This window comes from Clostridium sp. HMP27, from assembly GCF_000765165.1.
GTDB lineage: Bacteria > Bacillota > Clostridia > Clostridiales > Clostridiaceae > Clostridium_AK.
On sequence record NZ_JMFY01000040.1, the window covers coordinates 1 to 20575 of the forward strand.

Here is a 20575-nt window from a genome sequence, read left to right on the forward strand (position 1 = left end):
CTGGTGCTGCTTCTCCTTCATGAATATATCCACATACTGTACATACAAATTTTTTCATAATAAAAATCCTCCCTAAAATCATCCATTTATTTTTTATTTCTAATCCCATATTGTGGGGTTATTATCATTTCTAATTGCTACTTTAATTTTACGTGTTATTCTTTACATTTATTATTATATAATAATTATTATTAATTATCAATACCTTTTTTAATTTTTTTATATTTTTTTTATTTTGTAGTATAAGTTTTCTATTTAAGGGAAATCCCTAATACTTATTTTAGTTTAATTTGGTTTAGTTTACCATGTTATTTTAGAAAACAATTTGTTAATATTTAAAATATAAAAGAGGCACTCCAAAAGTACCTCCTATAATATTAATTATTATACCTTATTTATCCTTTGCCAACTCCACTGTTCTTTTAGCCAAAATGTCTGTAGACGATATAAAATTAAAATCCTTAAACTGACTCTTATCTAAACTATCAAACACCAGCGGGAGTTCTGTGCATCCAAGTATTATTGTATTAATTCCATTATTTTTAAGCTTATTTAATATTTCTATTATTTTGTCCACTTCAAAATTCATATCTCCTGCCTTAACTTTGTAAATTAAATCTAATATAAAATTTTTTTCTTCATCATTTGGAGAGGTAATTTCTAAATTGTATTTATCACAATAGGTTTCATATACCTTTCCCTTATAAGTTCCCGTAGTTGCTAAAAGTCCAACTTTACATTTACCATAGCTTTCATAAATATATTTTCCCACTTCTTCAATCATATTTATAAAGGGCACTTCTACTGCTTGTGTTAACTTGTCATAAAAATAATGTGCTGTATTGCAAGGCATTATAATCATATCCGCTCCAGCATTTTTCAGCTTTACTGCAGTTTCTATCATATATGCTATGGGGTTTTCTCCTTTTCCTAAAATATAGCTAGTTCTATCTGGAATTTCTACGTTATTATCTATAAGCAAATGAATATTTTCTTGGTCATTTTTAGCATTTGTATAACTTATAATTTTACCAAACAAATCACAGGTTGCTTGAGGGCCCATTCCTCCTAGAATTCCTACAACTTTGCTCATTTTCCTCCCCCAACTTAAAAATTATTTCATATATTTCAAACTCTTACACCTAAGAGTTATTTTTTACAGAAGCCTTGTCATAATCAATCTCATTTTCAGTAGCACCAACAACTATTGCTCCTGCCACATCTCCTATAACATTTACGGATGTTCTTCCCATGTCAAGTATTCTATCTATACCTGCAATTAATGCAGCTCCTTCAAGCGGAAGTCCTACAGATGTTAGAACCATCATAAGCATCATAAATCCTGCCCCTGGAACTCCTGCTGTACCAATAGATGCTAATAGTGCTGTTAAAAGTACAGTAACTTGCTGCCCCGGTGTCAATGCTATTCCGTATACTTGTGCAATGAATATGGCACTTACTCCTTGATATATAGCTGTTCCATCCATGTTTATTGTTGCACCTAAAGGAAGCACAAAGCTCGCTATTCCTTCTGATACTCCAAATTTCTCCATAGTACTCTTAATAGTTAAAGGCAGTGTTCCAGAGCTACTGCTTGTGCTGAATGCTAAAGCTGCTGGGCCTGAAACTCCTCTGAAAAATTCTGTTGGAGATATTTTGGATAAAGCTTTAACAGAAAACGAATATACTACTATGGAATGTATTATAAATCCTGCATAACAAACAAGTATTAATTTAATTAATGGAAGCAATACCTTTGGACCGTTAGCTGCAATAACAGGAACTATAAGTGCAAACACTCCGTAAGGTGCTAAATTCATTATCATTTCAGTTATTTTATACATAATTTCAGCTAAGCTATTGCATAACTTTAGATACATCTCTCCCTTTTCCCCAATATAAGTTGCTGATATTCCTGTGAAAATTGCAAAGAATATGATTTGAAGCATATTTCCCTTTACAAGTGCATCTATTGGATTAGTTGGAATAATATCAATTAAAGTTTGAATTAATGATGGCGGCTGATTTACCTTTGGCTGGGTACCTGCTACAAGTGCTACACCTATTCCAGGTTTAAATATATTTGCAAGAACTAACCCTATGGCTATAGCTATTGCAGTGGTTAAAAAGAAATAACCTATGGTCTTTCCTCCAATTCTACCAAGCTTCTTAACATCTCCCACACTTGCTGCTCCAACTACTAAGGATGCAAATACTAATGGAACTATAGTCATTTTAATAAGATTTAAAAATAGTGTTCCTATAGGCTTTATATAATCTGAAGCAATTTTAGGGGATGAAGTAAAAAATAAGCCTACTATTACTCCAAGTACCAAGCCTATCATTATTTTTGTTACAAGACTCATCTTTTTTTCTTTCATTTGAACGCCTCCTATATTAGATTTTCAATTAAATGTATATTACTTTAGCGATGTAATAATTCCTAAGTTTTGAAAAAATGTTTCAGCAAACTTGCGGTTCAGCATCGATTTATCCATAAAAAGCCCAATACCCATTGTGTTTTTGCACCTTTTTTTCGTTATTCTTGCAAAACAAACAAGCTACATGCAGCTTATTTTCTACAAAACCACTGTTGCTGCCCATGTTTATCACAAATAAAAAAGAAGTTTGCACACTTGCAAACTTCTTTTTCAAATTCTAGAACTTTATTTCCACTCCGTAATTCATAACTAAATCAATTATTGCTATCGCTTCAAAAGCTCCTTTCCTGAAATCCCTGGTTCTGTCATACCATATGCATCAAATATCACATCTAGTTCTGCTTCTTTTAATAAACCTTCCTTTAAGATAAGTTCCCTTACAGATTCCCCGGTTTTTATAGCAGTTTTAGCTATTTTAGCTGAATTTTTATATCCTACATGTGGGCATATGGCAGTTATTATACCTACACTGTTTTCAACTAAATCCTTACAACGCTTTTCATTTGCTGTGATGCCATTTACACAGTTTTCTATAAAGGTTTTAACTCCATTTGTAAGAGTTTCTATGGATTCAAACAAGTTATAATAAAGTACTGGTTCAAAGGCATTTAACTCTAACTGTCCTGCTTCTGCTGCCATAGTAATTGTCATATCATTTCCTATTATATTAAATGCTACTTGGCTAACTACTTCAGGTATCACCGGGTTAACTTTTCCAGGCATTATAGACGATCCATTTTGTTTTGCTGGAAGATTTATTTCTCCTATGCCTGTTCTTGGTCCTGAAGACATTAATCTTAAGTCGTTTGATATTTTAGACAAATTAATTGCACAAACTTTTAATGCTCCAGATACCGCTGCAAAAGTATCTAAATTTTGAGTACCATCTACTAAATCATCACATTGTACAAGCTCTAGTTCTGTAACTATACTCAAATTAGGAGTTACATTTTTTACATATTCTTCATCAGCATTTATTCCAGTTCCTATGGCAGTTGCCCCTATACTTACATGTCTTAAATCTTCCATGGATCTTTTTATTCTAGCTATGTCTCTTTTTATCGCATCTGCATATGCCTTGAATTCCTGTCCAAGCCTTATTGGAACTGCATCTTGAAGTTGGGTTCTTCCCATCTTAATTACATGATCCAACTCCTTTGATTTATTTAGTAAGGCATCTACTAAATCATTTAACTGCATTAAAGCTCCATCTAATAATCTTATAGCTGCAATTTTCCCCCCTGTTGGTATAACGTCATTTGTAGACTGCCCCATGTTAACATGGTCATTTGGGTGAACTATACTATAATCTCCTTTTTCTCCTCCAAGGATTTCTATAGCTATATTTGCCACAACTTCATTTGCATTCATATTCATGGATGTGCCTGCGCCGCCCTGTACAGCATCTGTTATAAACTCATCATGATACTTTCCCTTTATAATTTCATCGCAAGCTTTTACAATGGCATTTCCAACTTTTCTATTTAAAAGTTCAATATCCATGTTTGTTATAGCTGCTGCTTTTTTTATTTCAGCTAGTGCCTTTATAAGTTGTGGATGAATTTTACGTCCTGTTATATTGAAATTTTCATAAGCCCTTAAGGTTTGCACTCCATAATAAGCATTTATTGGAACTTCTTTTTCTCCTATTGAGTCACTTTCTATTCTATATCTCATTTTTAAATCCCCCTAAGTATTAATTATTAATTAGCTTGAGCTAGTTCCACCGTTCTCTTTGCCAATACATCTGTAGATGATATAAAATTAAAGTCCTTAAATAGATTTTTATCTAAACTGTCAAACACTAGTGGAAGCTCTGTGCATCCAAGTATTATTGTATTAACTCCATTGCGCCTAAACTCATTTAATACTTCTATTATTTTGTCTATATTAAAATTCATATCCCCTGCTTTAACCCTATAAATTAAATCTAAAATAAAGTTTTTATCCTCATCACTTGGCGAGACAATTTCTACATTATACTTTTTACAGTAGGTTTCATATACTTTTCCTTCATAAGTTCCTGTAGTTGCAAGAAGGCCAGTTTTGCACTTACCATAGCTTTCATAAATATATTTTCCCACTTCTTCAATCATATTTATAAAAGGCACTTCAACAGCTTCTGTCAGTTTATTATAAAAATAATGTGCTGTGTTACATGGAATTATAATCATCTCTGCTCCAGCATTTCTAAGTTTTACTGCTGTTTCTACCATGGGCGTTATTGGATTTTCCCCTTTACCCAGAATGTAGTTAGTTCTATCAGGAATCTCCACATTGTTATCTATAAGTAAGTGAATATTTTCCTGATCACTTTTAGCATTTGTGTAGCTTATAATTTTATTAAATAAATCACAAGTTGCTTGAGGTCCCATTCCTCCTAAAATCCCCACGATTTTACTCATATTAATCCCCCAATTTAAGCTTCTGCATTTTCAGATTTATTTTTATTTTTTATTGAAGCCCTACTATAATCTATTTCACCTTCAGTTCCTCCAATTACAATACATGCCCCTACATTTCCTGTAACATTTACAGCTGTTCTTCCCATATCAAGTATTCTATCTATACCTGCAATTAATGCTGCTCCTTCAAGGGGAAGTCCTACAGAGGATAAAACCATCATTAGCATCATAAATCCTGCTCCTGGAACCCCTGCTGTTCCAATTGAAGCAAGTAGTGCTGTAAGAAGTATTGTTAATTGCTGTGAAAATGATAATGGAATTCCATAGGCTTGAGCAATAAATATTGCACAAACTGCTTGATATATAGCTGTTCCATCCATATTTATTGTAGTACCTAATGGAAGTACAAAACTTGCTATTCCTTCTGATACTCCAAACTTTTCTCTTACTGTTTTAAGAGCTACAGGTAAAGTTCCTGCTCCGCTGCTTGTACTAAATGCTATAGCTGTTGGTGCTGAAGTTCCTCTTAAAAATTCCAATGGTGATATTTTTGAAAACATACTAACAGAAAATGAGTACGCAATTATTGCATGCAATATATAGCCAGCATAACAAACTAGTATTACTTTAATTAGCGGAATCAATACCGCTGGGCCGTTAGTTGAGATAACAGGAACTATAAGTGCAAATACTCCATAAGGTGCTAAATTCATTATTACTTCAGTTAGCTTATACATAATTTCAGCTAAACTTTCACAAAACTTTAAGTATGCTTCTCCTTTTTCCCCAATATAAGTAGCTCCTACTCCTGTAAATACTGCAAAGAATATAATCTGAAGCATATTTCCTTTAGCAAGTGCATCTATTGGATTTGTTGGAACAATGTCAAGTAATGTTTGAATTAAAGATGGTGCTTCAGTAGCCTTTTGCTGAGTTCCTGCTATAAGTGTAACCCCTACTCCTGGCTTAAATATGTTTGCAAGAACTAATCCTATAATTATTGCTATAGCAGTAGTCACAAAGAAATAAATCATAGTCTTTCCGCCAATTCTACCAAGCTTTTTAACATCTCCCACACTTGCTGCTCCAACTACTAAGGATGCAAATACAAGTGGGACTATAGTCATTTTAATAAGGTTTAAAAATAATGTTCCTATAGGCTTTATATAGTTTGTAGCAATTTTAGGTGAAGATGTAAAAAATAATCCTACTATTATTCCAAGTATTAAGCCCAGCATTATTTTTGTTACAAGACTTATTTTCTTTTTACTCATTTGATCGCCCCCTATAATATTTCTTATTTAATTTTAGCAATACCAGTTTTTATAGCTATTTCTCCTACTTTCTTAGAAACAACTTCTACTACATTTTTGTTAAATGGGTCTGGAATTATATACTCTTCAGTTAATTCTTCATCTTTAACAATACTTGAAATCGCCTCTGCCGCTGCAAGTTTCATTTCTTCTGTTATTTCCCTTGCTCGTACATCTAGTGCCCCTCTAAATATTCCAGGAAAAACAAGTACATTATTTATTTGATTTGGATAGTCAGATCTTCCTGTAGCTATAACTCTTGCTCCACCCTTTTTAGCTTCCTCTGGAAGGATTTCAGGTGAAGGATTTGCCATAGCAAAAATTATAGAATTTTTATTCATTGTAGAAACCATTTCTGCATTTAATACATTAGGTCCTGAAACTCCAATAAATACGTCTTTTTCTTTTATAATATCTTTTAATGTACCCTTTTCAAAGCTTCTATTTGTAATCTTTGCAATTTCTATTTGAGCTTTGTTCATCCACTCTTCTCCTTCTGCCAAAGCTCCCTTTAAATCGCACATAACAATATCTTTTGCCCCTCTTGCCATTAAAAGTTTGCATATAGATATTCCAGCAGAACCTGCTCCATTTATGACTATTTTTGCATTTTCTATCTTTTTATCTACAAGTTTTAATGCATTTAGAAGTCCTGCTAAAACCACTATGGCTGTACCATGCTGATCATCATGAAATACAGGTATATCAAGTTCTTTCTTAAGCCTTTTTTCTATCTCAAAACATCTTGGTGCTGAGATATCCTCTAAGTTTATTCCACCAAAGGTTGGAGATAAGTACTTAACTGTCTTTATTATTTCTTCAACATCCTTTGTATCTAAACATATTGGAAATGCATCTACATCCGCAAATTCCTTAAAAAGTATTGCCTTTCCCTCCATAACTGGCATAGCAGCTTCTGGTCCTATATCTCCAAGTCCAAGTACTGCTGTTCCATCTGTAACTACTGCTACTAAGTTCTTTTTAGCCGTATACTTATATACATTTTCTATATCTTCATGTATCTTTTTACAAGGTTCTGCTACCCCAGGAGTATAGGCAATACTTAAATCCTCTCTATTTTTCACTGTAACTTTAGATATGACCTCTACCTTACCACACTTTTCTTCGTGAAGCTTTAAGCTCATTTCTTTATAGTCCATAATATCCCCCTTCAATCCTAAACTTAAGTATATAATTAATGCTAATATAAACCAATTGGCCAATTGATTTTATTTGTGTAATTAAATATTATTGTATATTTATTGCTTAAATATATATTATCCTAATTTTCTAACAACTTCTACATTACAAAAATATTGCAATTGTTTTGTAACTTATGTTATTATCGTTAACGTTTACACATAGACTTTATCAATTTAAAGTATTTGTGAATAAAAAAAGATATATATTTGCAAAAATAAAAAGTTACAAAGGACTTTTATGAGTTCTTTGCAACTTTCACATACATCTCATTTCACTAATTTTTTTTATGTACTACTTCATTGTTAATTTATTATCTATTGAAATTTTATATTTAGTTTTTGGTCTTCCCACTTCTCCATATTCTATGTCTCTTATTAGCTCTCCAAAGGATGACATATATTCTAGATATCTTCTTATGGTAACTCTAGATAATTTCATTCCTTCAGCTATTTCCTCTGAGGTAAAGTATTCTTCCTTATAATCCTTTATAAACTCCTTTATTCTATATAATGTTCTCTCATTTATGCCCTTTTGAAATTCTTCACCTAAACTTAATGAATTTTGGCTTGTTATTTTATCTATATCTTCTTGATTTAGAGTAGCCTTTTCTTTTAAAAGATCGTATCTTAGCTTAAATTTATTTAATGCTTCCTTAAACCTTTCATATTCAAAGGGTTTTACAAGATAATCTATAGCACCGAGCTTTAATACTTCATTCAATTTATTTGTTTCATGTGCAGCTGTTACCATTATTACATCTGTCATTATATGCTCTTTTCTAATTTCTTTTAAAAATTCTATTCCATCCAATTTGGGCATATATAAGTCTAGTATAACTAGTTGCATTTGTTTGGTCTTTATTGTATTTAATGCTTCATTTCCATTGCCACAAACCCCAATTACTTTAAATCCTTCTATACTTTCCGTGTATCTTTTATTTATTTGTGCTACCATTGGGTCATCTTCTACTATAAGTACATTAATCATCCTTTGCCTCCTTTGTAATGTATATCTTAAACTGACATCCTTCGTTTACGTTAGAAAAAACTTCTACCTTGCCATTTAAATTTTCAACAACTTGCTTTAAAAGCATAAGTCCCTTTCCTCTATTTTCACCTTTAGTTGAATATCCGTTAGAAAACACCTTGGTCAAATTTTCTTTAGATATCCCTACTCCTGTATCTTTTACCTCTATTAAAATACAAGAGGAGTCTTCCTCTATAAGTATATTTACTTCTTTCTTTTCCTTATCACTTATACTCACTGCTTCTATAGCATTTTCAAGCAAGTTCCCAATTATGGTGACTAAAGCATGGCTATTAACTCTTCCCTTTGTTCTTTTAAGATTACTATTTGAGTCAATATAAAGCTCTACTCCCATTTCCTTTGCTCTGCTTATTTTTCCAAGCATAAGAGCTGCAATGGTTGAGTCTTCTATTTTATTCATAACAAGAGTTACCTTTTGCTGCTGCTCCTTAGTTTGACTAACTATATATTTTTTTGCCTCATCAGTTTCACCTATTTGAATAAGACCTAAAATCACATGAAGTTTATTCATAAATTCATGATTATTAGCTCTTAGTGCTTCTACTACTTGTCTTACTCCTGTTACCTCCTCGGCAAGCTTTGTGATTTCAGTTTTATCTCTAAATATTGCCACTACTCCTATAACTTTGTCTTTATTTTTTATTGGAATTCTATTTATGACAACTATTGTGTTATTTATAATTATTTCCTTATTATATTGAGGTTCTCCATCTTTAAATACCTGAGATAGATTGAAATTAGATATGATATTTATCATATTTTCTCCTATTTTATCTTCATCTATTTTTAGAATATTTAAAGCCCCCTTATTATAAAAGGTTACCTTTAAACTATCATCTACTGCAATTATGCCATCATCTAAAGAATCCAATACCTCCTGCTTTTGTATAAATAGCTTGGAAATTTGCTCTGCTTCATATCCTAAAAGTGATTCTTTTACACTCTTTGATATTATAAGTGACCCTACACTTCCTATAAGCAGACCTGAAAGTATTACAAGAATTAATGTTATAACTATTTCATATCCGGCTATTACCATATTCTCAGTTAATACTTTTGCCATTACAAAACCTATGGGATCTCCTTTGTCATCCCTTACTACAACAAATGATATTATAAGTTTTCCAAAGCTTTCTATCTTATCCTCTAAAATTTCTTTGTTTTGTATGGATGCTAATTCAGATATGCCCTGAATATTTGTATCATACATTTTTTCAAAATCGGAATTTGCATAAGTATTTCCATTTAAATCTACTATACTTATTGAATCTACATGCTTACCTGATTTTACTATTTCCTTCACATAACTTTGCATTTCATCTGAATCTTTTTTATTTTTTAGTCCATTAACTATAAATGGTGATTTAGATATTATTTTGCTTATATTCATCAAATTAATTTCTGCCTCTTTTGTTATCCAGGACATCCTCATTTGATATATTAAAATTATAGTAACCACTAGAGAAATAACTACTACACTTATATTTAATGCACTAATTTTTGTTCTAAGTTTTACTCTTTCTTTTTTCATATGTGTACCTTCTAAAGTTTATTCTATTACGCTAAATCTACCGGTAAAAAACCTTAAAATTTTAGGCTCATATTCCCATTTAAGACCTTTAATTTCATTTCTCTTTTTATATAAAGATATTATAGCCTCCGCTACATAATCTAAATGAGCATAGGTATAAACCCCTTGGGGGATAGTAAGCTTTACAAGTTCTAACTTTGGGATACGGTCTTTTCCTGTTTTACTATCTCTTCCTGCAAAAACTACTCCTCTTTCCATGCCCCTTACCCCTGAATCTACATATAATGCTGCTGCAAGTGCTTGTGCTGAGAATTGAGACTGTGGAATATGTGATAAAAACCTTTTTGCATCTAAAAAAACTGCTTGACCTCCACTAGAATTTATTACAGGTATTAAGGCCTTTTTAAGTCTTTCCAAAAGATATTCTACTTGCTCTAATCTATACTTATCATAGTTACAATTTGAACCTTGACTATTTAATATATCTTGTTTGGATTTGTTGTTATTTACCTTATTATGTATCAATAAATCTATATATACTTCTCTTGGTTTTAGAAGAAATGTATTATATCCCGCTCTTTTTATAGCTTGCTCTCTCTGTGCTTTAGGAATTATTCTTAACGGTTCGCCATATTTAGGCTCATAGCAATCTGATACAGCACTTTTCATAAATTATTCCCCCAATTTATAATCAGTATATTTTAAATCATTGAAATATTGTTCCATAGTACTAATTCAATATTCCCCTCAAAATTCCTTCCAATTTTACTGCTTTATATTACTTATTACAAAAGAATATTTTAGTAATTTAAAACTTTTACCTATTAATTATATGTAGTGATAATCATGCATATTCTATCTATGATTTTATATAAATCAGTGGCTCTTAGTTTTATCAATAAAAATAAGCACATATTAAAAATATGTGCTACAAAGTATTTTCTTCTGCATCTATACCTGCAAGTTTCATAAGATACATTGCATTTCTTGTTTTTGATATTCCTTCTCTTAGTTTATAGTCAAAATGTATTTTACCTTCACTATAGTACTCTCTGAAATTATAGTTTTTGACAACTCTATTGCTCTTTTCTAAATCTCCTAACTCTAAATCATGAGTTGATACAAGACCTATTGCATTTTCTTTACTCATTTTATTTATAAGAATTTTAGCTCCAGTATGCCTATCTAATGAGTTGGTACCTTTAAATATTTCATCTAATAAAAAGAGTATAGGCTCTCTTTCCTCTACTGCCTTTACTATAATATTTATTCTTAGCAGTTCTCCATAAAAGGACGATATATTCTTTTCCAAATTATCACTTATTCTCATGCAAGTATATATTTTCATTGGGCTTAATGTAAGCCTTTCACCACAAATAGGTGCTCCTGTATAAGCCAGTACCGTATTTATTCCTACAGTCCTTAAGAAAGTACTTTTTCCTGACATATTAGATCCAGTTATTAAAAGAATTTTATTTTTATCATTTATTTTCACATCATTTGAAATCCTATTATTACTTAAAAGAGGATGTGCTATATTTTTGCCCTCAAATAAAAGTCCTTCCTCCTTAAATTCTGGCATAATCCAGGTTTCATTTTCATAGCAAAGTACAGCCAAACTCATTAATGCCTCAATCTCTGCAACTGCTTCAAACCAATCCTGAAGTTTTTCTCCTGAGATAGATTTCCATCTTTCAAGACGAAAGGCTATATAATAATCTAAAAGAAAAATTATATTTATAGGCATATAAACCATGTTAGCTCTATCCCCTGTAAGGCTAGAAATTTTATAAAACTCATCTATTGCTTTTGTTGCTGTACTATTACTTCTTTTTAATTTTTCCTGAATCTCTTTTAAATAAGAAGACTTAAAACTTTGTTTTTCCAAAAGAGCTATTAAATTATAATAATTTCTTATATTTTTTTTATATCTAAATACAATACCTAATGCCTCTCCTCTTTTGCCTCCACCAGGCAGAAGAAGTAATCCTTCAATCAACAATGCTGTAAGTGGCACTCTATACGGAACAATTCCCATAAAAAATATTATTATAAGAGCTATTGAAATTAGTGAGATTACTCTTGTACCTAGAAATATAGGCATATTTTTATATATTGGCATTTTTTCTTTTCCCCATTTAAAAAGTCCTTCTGGGTCTTTATATTCTCCCTTATTTATCATAGCTTCACTTATAAATCTTTCTCTAAATCCAATTTTTTTGCTTAATTCCTTAATAGCCTCTTGCCTTTCGTATAATTCCTCTGTCGAAAAATTAAGTCCTGAAAGCACCGATGCTAATCTTTTTCTTCCTAAAAAGGTATTAGTCTCATTTATCTTTTGAAATAATGAACTTTTTCCAAATATGTCCAAATCATAAGTATAAGGATGCTCTGTATTTATGAATTCTTCTCCCTTATCCTCAAATTCTCTCCATTTATCACTTATTCGTTTTGTTCCCTTGTCATTTAATATAAATATATTCTCTAAAGTATTCTTGTAAGTTATAACCTTATCATGCCAATATACTAATATTGTAAATGCTATAACCGAAGCTAAGAATATAATAGTAGATATGTATTCACTTCTAAGTTTGTAGTAAAGATACATTGTAAAAAATAATCCCGCTACAAATATAATAATTCTTAGAGTACTTATAAAGTTTGCAAGCTGCCTTTGCTTTATAAGTAAAGTTTCATACTTTGATTTTCTTTTATCATAGGAAGCCATTACTAAGTCTCCTTTTCTATTTACCAGCAAATTTTAGGTTTACTTTGATTTTATTTATCCGATGGCAACCATCCGTAATACTCCCATCACACTCTGTGAAAGCGACTATCACCAAATCATAGATTTGGGATATCTGCTTTTCTTAAGTAGGAGATAACTGCTGATACGCCCCTGGATAAGTTCTTCTAAGACTCAGTTGGAGATAAGTATTCTTCATAAGCAAACTCGACCTGAGTCTAAGAATCACTTGATGTTATTTAAAGTGCTAGTCACTAAAAGTTTTTAATATCCAATGGATTGCCAGTTAAACAACCAATTATTGATGAGTATCTAACAAAAGCTCATTAGCATTTTTCAAACACAACTTCTCCATTTATTATAGTATAAAGCGTATTTGTAAATACTTCTAAAGGATTACCATCAAAGATAGCTATATCCGCATCTTTTCCTATCTCTATACTTCCAATCGTATCATCTACTCCTGCTATTTCAGCTGCATTTATTGTAATAGCTTTTAGTGCTTCATCTATTCCAAGTCCTTCTTTAGCTGCAAGCCCTGCACATAAAGGTAAATACTGAATAGGTATTACAGGATGATCCGTCATTATGGCTACTTTGATCCCTTCCTTATGTAAAACTCCTGGAGTTTTAAAGGACTTATTTCTAGTTTCCACCTTTGTTTTAGAAGTCAGAGTTGGCCCTACTACTGCAGGTACATTAGCTTTATTTATATATTTAGATATAAATTCTCCCTCAGTGCAGTGTTCTAAAGTTAAATTTACATCAAATTCCTTTGCTATTCTTATTGCAGTTAATATATCATCTGCTCTATGAGCGTGTGCTTTAAGAGGTATTTTCTTTTGAAGTACAGGTATTAATGCTTCCATCTTAAGGTCTACCTCGAAACTGTCTCCTTTAATCTTTGCAGAGTTCTTTTTTGCCATATAATTTTTAGTCTTAACCAAGGTTTCTCTTAGAAGTCCTGCTGTAGCCATTCTCGTAGAAGGAGCTTTTCCTTTGCCATGATATACTCTTTTAGGATTTTCACCAAAGGCTATTTTCATAGCTGCTGAATCTTTTATAACCATATCATCAATACAAACTCCATAAGTTTTCATAACCACAAACTGTCCACCTATTACATTTGCACTTCCAGGCCCTGTCATAACTGTAGTTATTCCAGAGTTTCTCGCATCCTCAAAAGCACTATCCATAGGGTTTATTGCATCTATTGCCCTAAGATGTGGAGTTATTGGATCTGTCATTTCATTACCATCTGCTCCCTCAAAAGCAATTCCTTCTTCAAATATTCCAACATGACAGTGAGCATCAATTATACCAGGAATGACCCATCCTCCTTTTGCATCTACAACTTTTTCGTTCTTTTCCTCTATATGTTCTGATATTTCTATTATCTTACCATCTTTTATTAGTATACATCCATTTTCATAAACCTTTCCTGTCATGGTAATTATCTTTCCATTTTTAATTAACATTTTTACCCCCCTAATTTTTCCTAATAATATTATTAAATGAATTGCAAAATCATTATGTAAGTAAAGTTTAAACTAAATAGTAAGGTATCATATGGTTATTATACATCACTGAATCAGCTTATTTCAAACAAAAGCCAATTAGTTAGTATATCATATTGAAGTAGATACAAGTATTAATGCAGTTATACATAGACTTAAAGCTATAGATAGTTTTCTGCCTATAGATGCCCACAAATGATTGGGAAAGCTGTTTCCTATAAGCCAAGATAAATAAAGCATGCCTAGTGAATAAAGTATAGTATAATGAAGTCCTCCACTTTCATGGGACCAAGCTTTTAATCCTATCGACTGTAAAACCAAGTCACCAACTGCGGGAGAACCCTTAAAACTTATAGAAAAACCTATAGACAATATAAATAAAAATATAGATATGCTTCCAATACCTATATCCTTAACAATGTTTTTCATAATATCACCCCACAACTTTAACATTTATAAATATTATATAATATTTTTTACACTATTTCCATATAATGTATGTTAATATTCATTAACTTATTTTGCTGCACATGAATATAATACTTGTGTAATATTTATTGGAGGTTACATTATGTTTATTTGCCCTTATATTATGGGTAGTCAATTCTCAAGGGAAAATTATAATTTTAGAACTCAATCAAACTATAGACAAGGAAACTATAGAATTGTAATTAATACAAAAAACCTCACCTTAACACTATACTCTGGTAATAATGTAGTTAAGACATATCCTGTAGCCGTTGGTAAACCGAATAACTCGATACCCACATAAAATATGATGTTGGGGTAGCATGTTAAATAAAGGAGCTTATAAAAAACCAGAGAGAAATTAGATTTCTCCCTGATGATTATGATAATATTATATTTTCTTCTATATTCAATATAAACTATACACATAACGCAGCTTTAATCATTAAACTTCTCATTATATGGATAATGAGAAGTTTCTATAAATACTTTCACTTGCATTTTCACCTTTACTGTTCTACACATTAAAAAATATTATTATCTTTTAATATGTTTTGGTTAAATATAAATGATTGGCTAGAAATAGATCGAATTAAATATTCATCAATAGCATTAATATTCATAGAATTAATAAATTTTATGTCCTTATCCTCAGTAAATATGGTAGAATAATCTTTTATTAAATCTTTAACAACTAATTGAATCAATATAACATTAGATTTAATTAGTACTAATATATCATATTTTAAATCTTTTAAAACTGTATACTTGCCACCTATAAACTCACGATATATAAACGATAAACTACTTCCAATTGCATTTTCCATTAAAATATACGTTGTCCTAAATTTAAAATATTTCAATATTTTTTTGCCAATTTTTTCAAATAGTTTTGATTGTACAAAAACAATAGGATTTTCTACATTTTTTACAATGTTTATAATATCCTCAATATTGTACATACCCGCATATATTTCATTCCTATTCAATGGCCAATATGAAAGCAAACTAATATCTTCAAGCCCTGCTAGAAGATGCTCAAATCTTAATACTGAGTTATTTTCTGCTTTTAGCAATGCAATAATTTTATCTAAATCAGTAAATTCATATTTTATTTTCATTTGTTTAGCATTTAAATCTGTAGGATATGCTGATAATACAGATGTATCCTCAATATCTATTTTGATATGATTTTTACTATCTATACAAAGTATGCGTTGCAGTATTCTATCTAATACTTGTGAATTTTTATATATTTTTTGAATTGTTTGTCTACATAAATCATTTATTTCATCTGAACCATATGTTGTAGAATTTACAAATTCGACTTTATTATAATCTGCTTGTATATAATTTGGCTTGAAAAAGTACTTCAGTAATACCTTAAATCTAGTATTGGGATTATATTTAATATTATTATTTTCCATTGAAAGATAACGCTGAAAATCCTTCTCATTTTTGAATTCCCATAACGGAAATATATCAAGATTAATATTTAGACTAAGTATTCCTATGAGTAAAATTGTTTCAATCGCTTGTTTAGCATCATCAGCTGTCTTCACATTTTTATTAATTATATCCAAACTATTAAAATGCTTTGCATATGTTTTATTTTTAGATAATTCCTCAATTTTTTTCATGTATTGCTCAAATCCATAGTTTTGTAATATCCATAAATATTCAATATTGGTAGCAACCTGTTCTTGTAATTTATTTGAAGAGTCAAGTAAATTATCGAACAACCACTTTTTACTACCATCAATTATACGGGTTTTCTCCATCATAATTAACAACAAACCTATTGTACTCATGCTAGACAATTGTTTGTGTACATTTTCATGTATCACTATATGTTTATTTTCATCAATAGTATTATCTATATTTATAAAAAGATCATTACTAAAGCAATATTGTCCTTGGAGTCCATTTTGTAAGCAATTTATATTATTCATAATAACCACCTTTTGTAAAATTTTATAATTCCCATTATTAGCCTAATTGGTACAAATACAACTTCTCCAATTATATGAATTATGGCAAATTGCATATACTCACTTATTATTAGATAATTACTTTATTCACCCAGGTCTCCTTTTATTGTCAGTTATTATATATCATATAAAGTTCAACTTCAATTCTTCAATAACTACATCTTCTATGCTTCTTTTAATTTCACGTAAGTTATCACATTCGATTAAATCTTGTAACTTAATATCAAGTTTATCCTTATCAAAGGATACATCGAATTCATTTTTTATATCGTAAATTAATCTTTCACTATATACTTGAATAAAACGTAATTTATCCTCATCATCTAATGGTGTAAAAGAATATTTCATATCAAATCTTGAATCTAACGGTTCAGGTATATATTGGTTATAATTTTTCATATTTAGATTTGATGTAAAAACTATGATATATTCATTTAAATTGTGAACATTTCCTGCTCTATCTGTAAATTGTCCGTCTTCCAGCAACTCATAGAAAAAATTAAATACCTTTCCATCTGCTTTTTCAAACTCATCAATTAAAATAACTTTAGATTCAGATTCTTTTACTTTGTTGATTAATTCTCCACCTTTTTCACTCCCAACATACCCTAATGGAGAACCTATAAGGCTATTCAAAACACCTTCAGTTGAGTAATTACCAAAATTGAGCTTAATCTGTGCTTCACCAGGATACATTATTTCAGAAAGCAATCTAGCAAATTCAGTTTTCCCAATTCCTGACTTCCCACAAATAAAAATAGACATGATTTTACGTCGTCCTATTCTATTTAATAACTTAAATTTAAGTAAGTTTGCTTTGAAGGCACGTTTGAAATTCTCATGTCCTTGTAGTTGCTGGCTTAAAGAACTAGCAATATTATTAACTTCATCAATTATCCTTTCATCTTTCTCAATATTCTCCAAATCAGTACATTCATCTACCACCTGCGATTTAAAATCCTTTTGGATTCTAAATATGAATGGAAACAACTCATGCATAGTATCAGTCAAACTCTTATGAACCAAATATTTGATATTTTCTCTTTTAGATAACTCAAAAAAAATCAATTCATATATAAAGGTTTGATCTTTTCTGAATTTAAGATATTCAATAAGTGATGTTATATCTATTAGATAAGCAGTATTCTTCTCAAGCTTATCAAAATTAAAATTAGCACTGATGCCATTGAAGTCTTTTACAAGTTGAGAAAAACTGAATATATTCATTGTGTTTGATTTTTCACAAATTTCACTTACATCTTTGTATACAAAAATATCATTTGTTATTGAATTTATATAAATTATATCGTCAGGAGCTTGATCACTTTCTTTTTTAGTAACAAAATAATGTATATCGTCTTCACTAAATAAAAACGGATACATTCTAGTGAATTTTTCCTCTTCATTAAAAAACAAAGTAAATACTACATTAGGAAACTGGTCATTTATCTCCTCAATATATTCTTCTATCACTCCCCGATGCCACCTATTATTGCTTGTATCATAAAAGAAATTAGTCAGGTCAATTGCGTGATTAGAGATAGATAGTCTGCATATATTACTCGCGGTATCACACTCTCTTACTATAGAAGTCAAAGTAATAAAATCATAGCCAACTAAATCTTCTTTTAAAGCTGCTAAATTTTCTCCATCATAAATATATAAAAGTTTACTCACTAAAACCACCATCCTTGATATTGATTTCTTGAATGATAGCTATTAAGTCTATCAAATGATGTAAGCCTTTAAGTTTATTGTGTTCAATTTTAAGCTCATAGTCTTTCTCAACTTCAGTGCTTGAACTTTGTAATAAACCTACTCGTTTTCTCCTATTATTACGGCTTAATTCATCTTTGTATGATTCGGAGAATAATTCCAAGAACTTTGATGATATACTATCAATAGTAGAAAAATCTATTTCTCCACGATATATTCCTATGACACTAAGTTTACCTAACTGTAAGTCGTTATGAGAGTAGCTATTCTCAAAATACTCCTTGGACTTATATGGTATTCTAATTAAGTAATTATTGTTATTATGATCAAATGTATAGTCAATGGTAAAATCATCTAGCATCTCATCCATCATTTTTGATAAGTTTAACTCGAAGTTGTCATCTTTTGAGAATTGCTTCATATTCCCATCTTTTAAAACATTTAGCACCATTACTGTATCATCAGTATTACGCTGCTTCAATTCTATATTTCTGAATAGTAAAATATTCCCTAATTCTTCTTTATTTGAATCTCGCTTTATTATGGATGAATATATAGTTCTAAGCATAATTGATTTAGTTGTTTTAACATCAAAGCTTTCATAAACACTCGTCTTATTACTATTCTCTGTAGCATGATTTACTGAAGTTCCACTGATTCCAGGCTTATTGAAATTCATGGAAAAGTTTGATTTTAAAATTTGCTGTGTGTTTCGCTCTTTCTCAACAGTTTTCATTATTTTATTATCAATTAGCATTGCAATTTCATGTACTTTTGATGTGTTAATATAAAATAAATTAAACAATTCATCCTTATCCTCTGCTTCATTTCTAAAATCATCTCTTTTTCTGTATAAAATTACTGCCAAGCATACAAATGAAATAAGAGATAATGTCACGATTATAAACTCTTCGTACTTGATAAAAAAAGTATTAAACATAGTTATTTTTGTAATAAGCAAAGTATTAATTGTCGACATAATGATTGTTATTGATAATTCAAATGTAGGGAGTATATACTTCTGAAATAAAGCTTGTACTGCATATGTTACTAGAAAAAGTGTCAATGGCATAACAGCCCAATACTTTTCAACATTCATACTATTAAGAAAGTTACTCAATTTCACTAAAAAATAGGTCATTACTATCGTTCCAATTACTACAGTTAATTTTTCACTTAAAATTCCCTTATCTCTTATATCATCCTTCAATTTAAAACCTCCTAATTAATAATTAAAATATAAAAATGTAGATTTTATTCTACTTTTTTTATCATAATTATTCTTCTTGTCTTATTGATATCATGCTTTTGTTATCATTACTATACAATTCTAGTGTAAATAAATATATTAAACTCATAACTTTTACCTCTCTTTTGCCCCACTCAAAACAGCGTTCACAACTTTCAATTATAGACATAATTAAACATAATTTTACCATTTACCTAAATTTTAGCACCAACTTTATTTTTATACAACTATAAAAAATAGAGTGGCCACTTTTTCACCACTCTAAAAATATTACTGCAAAAATTACATTCTAATTTTCTACTCCTCTTTATCATGCTGTTTCACCTTAGAAACGATATAATCTATATCTTTTGTAATTCTTTCAGCCGCCTGAGTTATTTGTTTTATATTGCTTAGAATTTCCTTCATGTCTTTTAGTAATGTTTCTGCTTGATTTGGCGAAAGGTTCGATAGATAACTACTCCAAAATCTACTCTCATCTTCTTTAGTATAATAGAGCCAAGGCATTCTTTCTTGTTTACAATCTTCCCATATTCCTTTCTCTTCATTCCATCGCTTATAGAAACTGCTTCTAATATGGTCTTGAAGTCCACTCTCTCCTGATCCTGAATAGTTCAAGTTAAGCCTTTTTAATTCATCCATTATTTGCTTTGGAGAATAATTCTTATCCATATAATTACTAATTAAATTTTCTCTTAATTTTTGCAAAACATACATTATAGATATATCATTTGAACTCAAAATCTGCACTCCCTATATAGTTCTTTAATTAATTTTATTTTGATTAGTCACTATATATACATTTTTCATTGGATAATATACAATATTACGGATATCTTTTATCCAAATGTTATTATTTATAACTTTAAATATACTCAACCCTATCTATAAAAATCCTGAAAATCCATAATAGTTTTTATTAGTTTGGAGTAGGTAAGGAGTCTGTCA

Annotated in this window: 17 protein-coding genes; all 17 read right to left on the bottom strand. The window is 30.2% G+C overall.

Going from position 1 to position 20575, the window contains the following annotated elements; all coding sequences use genetic code 11:
• On the bottom strand, positions 1 to 109 hold a 109-nt coding region (locus tag DP68_RS19915), incomplete at its 3' end, for a rubredoxin-like domain-containing protein (RefSeq protein WP_363330964.1).
• A gap of 282 nt (positions 110 to 391) precedes the next feature.
• Positions 392 to 1093 (bottom strand): amino acid racemase, encoded by a 702-nt coding sequence (locus DP68_RS16100; protein ID WP_035311373.1) that lies wholly within the window; start codon positions 1091 to 1093, stop codon positions 392 to 394.
• Positions 1094 to 1142: 49 nt separating this feature from the next.
• Positions 1143 to 2366: a dicarboxylate/amino acid:cation symporter gene (locus DP68_RS16105; RefSeq protein WP_035311394.1), complete on the bottom strand. Its 1224-nt coding sequence runs from the start codon at positions 2364 to 2366 to the stop codon at positions 1143 to 1145.
• 339 nt (positions 2367 to 2705) lie between these two features.
• A complete protein-coding gene (locus DP68_RS16110; protein WP_035311375.1) occupies positions 2706 to 4118 on the bottom strand; it encodes an aspartate ammonia-lyase in 1413 nt (470 codons plus the stop codon).
• 26 nt (positions 4119 to 4144) lie between these two features.
• Entirely contained in the window at positions 4145 to 4846 is a 702-nt protein-coding gene (locus DP68_RS16115) for an amino acid racemase (protein ID WP_035311376.1), read from the bottom strand.
• Positions 4847 to 4860: 14 nt separating this feature from the next.
• Complete coding sequence (locus tag DP68_RS16120) at positions 4861 to 6120, bottom strand: dicarboxylate/amino acid:cation symporter (RefSeq protein WP_035311378.1); 1260 nt, start codon at positions 6118 to 6120, stop codon at positions 4861 to 4863.
• A 23-nt stretch (positions 6121 to 6143) separates the two neighbouring features.
• Positions 6144 to 7319, bottom strand: coding sequence for a malic enzyme-like NAD(P)-binding protein (locus tag DP68_RS16125; protein WP_035311380.1), 1176 nt, complete (start codon positions 7317 to 7319; stop codon positions 6144 to 6146).
• A gap of 334 nt (positions 7320 to 7653) precedes the next feature.
• Positions 7654 to 8349, bottom strand: a complete 696-nt coding sequence (locus DP68_RS16130) for a response regulator (protein WP_035311381.1) — start codon at positions 8347 to 8349, stop codon at positions 7654 to 7656.
• Positions 8342 to 9940, bottom strand: a complete 1599-nt coding sequence (locus DP68_RS16135; RefSeq protein WP_035311383.1) for a sensor histidine kinase — start codon at positions 9938 to 9940, stop codon at positions 8342 to 8344. The genes DP68_RS16130 and DP68_RS16135 overlap by 8 nt, the downstream gene beginning before the upstream one ends.
• Before the next feature lie 18 nt (positions 9941 to 9958).
• Complete coding sequence (locus DP68_RS16140; RefSeq protein WP_052085861.1) at positions 9959 to 10609, bottom strand: beta-eliminating lyase-related protein; 651 nt, start codon at positions 10607 to 10609, stop codon at positions 9959 to 9961.
• A gap of 259 nt (positions 10610 to 10868) precedes the next feature.
• Positions 10869 to 12668, bottom strand: a complete 1800-nt coding sequence (locus DP68_RS16145) for a MutS family DNA mismatch repair protein (RefSeq protein ID WP_035311385.1) — start codon at positions 12666 to 12668, stop codon at positions 10869 to 10871.
• A 344-nt stretch (positions 12669 to 13012) separates the two neighbouring features.
• Positions 13013 to 14164: an amidohydrolase gene (locus tag DP68_RS16150; protein ID WP_035311386.1), complete on the bottom strand. Its 1152-nt coding sequence runs from the start codon at positions 14162 to 14164 to the stop codon at positions 13013 to 13015.
• Between the two features lie 150 nt (positions 14165 to 14314).
• Positions 14315 to 14632 carry a hypothetical protein gene (locus tag DP68_RS16155; protein WP_052085862.1) on the bottom strand — a complete coding sequence of 106 codons (318 nt, stop codon included), beginning with the start codon at positions 14630 to 14632 and terminating at the stop codon, positions 14315 to 14317.
• 563 nt (positions 14633 to 15195) lie between these two features.
• Positions 15196 to 16623, bottom strand: a complete 1428-nt coding sequence (locus DP68_RS16165; protein WP_035311390.1) for a hypothetical protein — start codon at positions 16621 to 16623, stop codon at positions 15196 to 15198.
• Positions 16624 to 16785: 162 nt separating this feature from the next.
• Positions 16786 to 18339, bottom strand: a complete 1554-nt coding sequence (locus DP68_RS16170; RefSeq protein WP_035311391.1) for an AAA family ATPase — start codon at positions 18337 to 18339, stop codon at positions 16786 to 16788.
• Entirely contained in the window at positions 18332 to 19588 is a 1257-nt protein-coding gene (locus DP68_RS16175; protein WP_052085863.1) for a hypothetical protein, read from the bottom strand. The genes DP68_RS16170 and DP68_RS16175 overlap by 8 nt, the downstream gene beginning before the upstream one ends.
• A 336-nt stretch (positions 19589 to 19924) precedes the next feature.
• On the bottom strand, positions 19925 to 20368 hold the full coding sequence (locus tag DP68_RS16180; RefSeq protein ID WP_035311393.1) for a hypothetical protein: 444 nt from the start codon (positions 20366 to 20368) through the stop codon (positions 19925 to 19927).
• Positions 20369 to 20575: the final 207 nt, after the last annotated feature.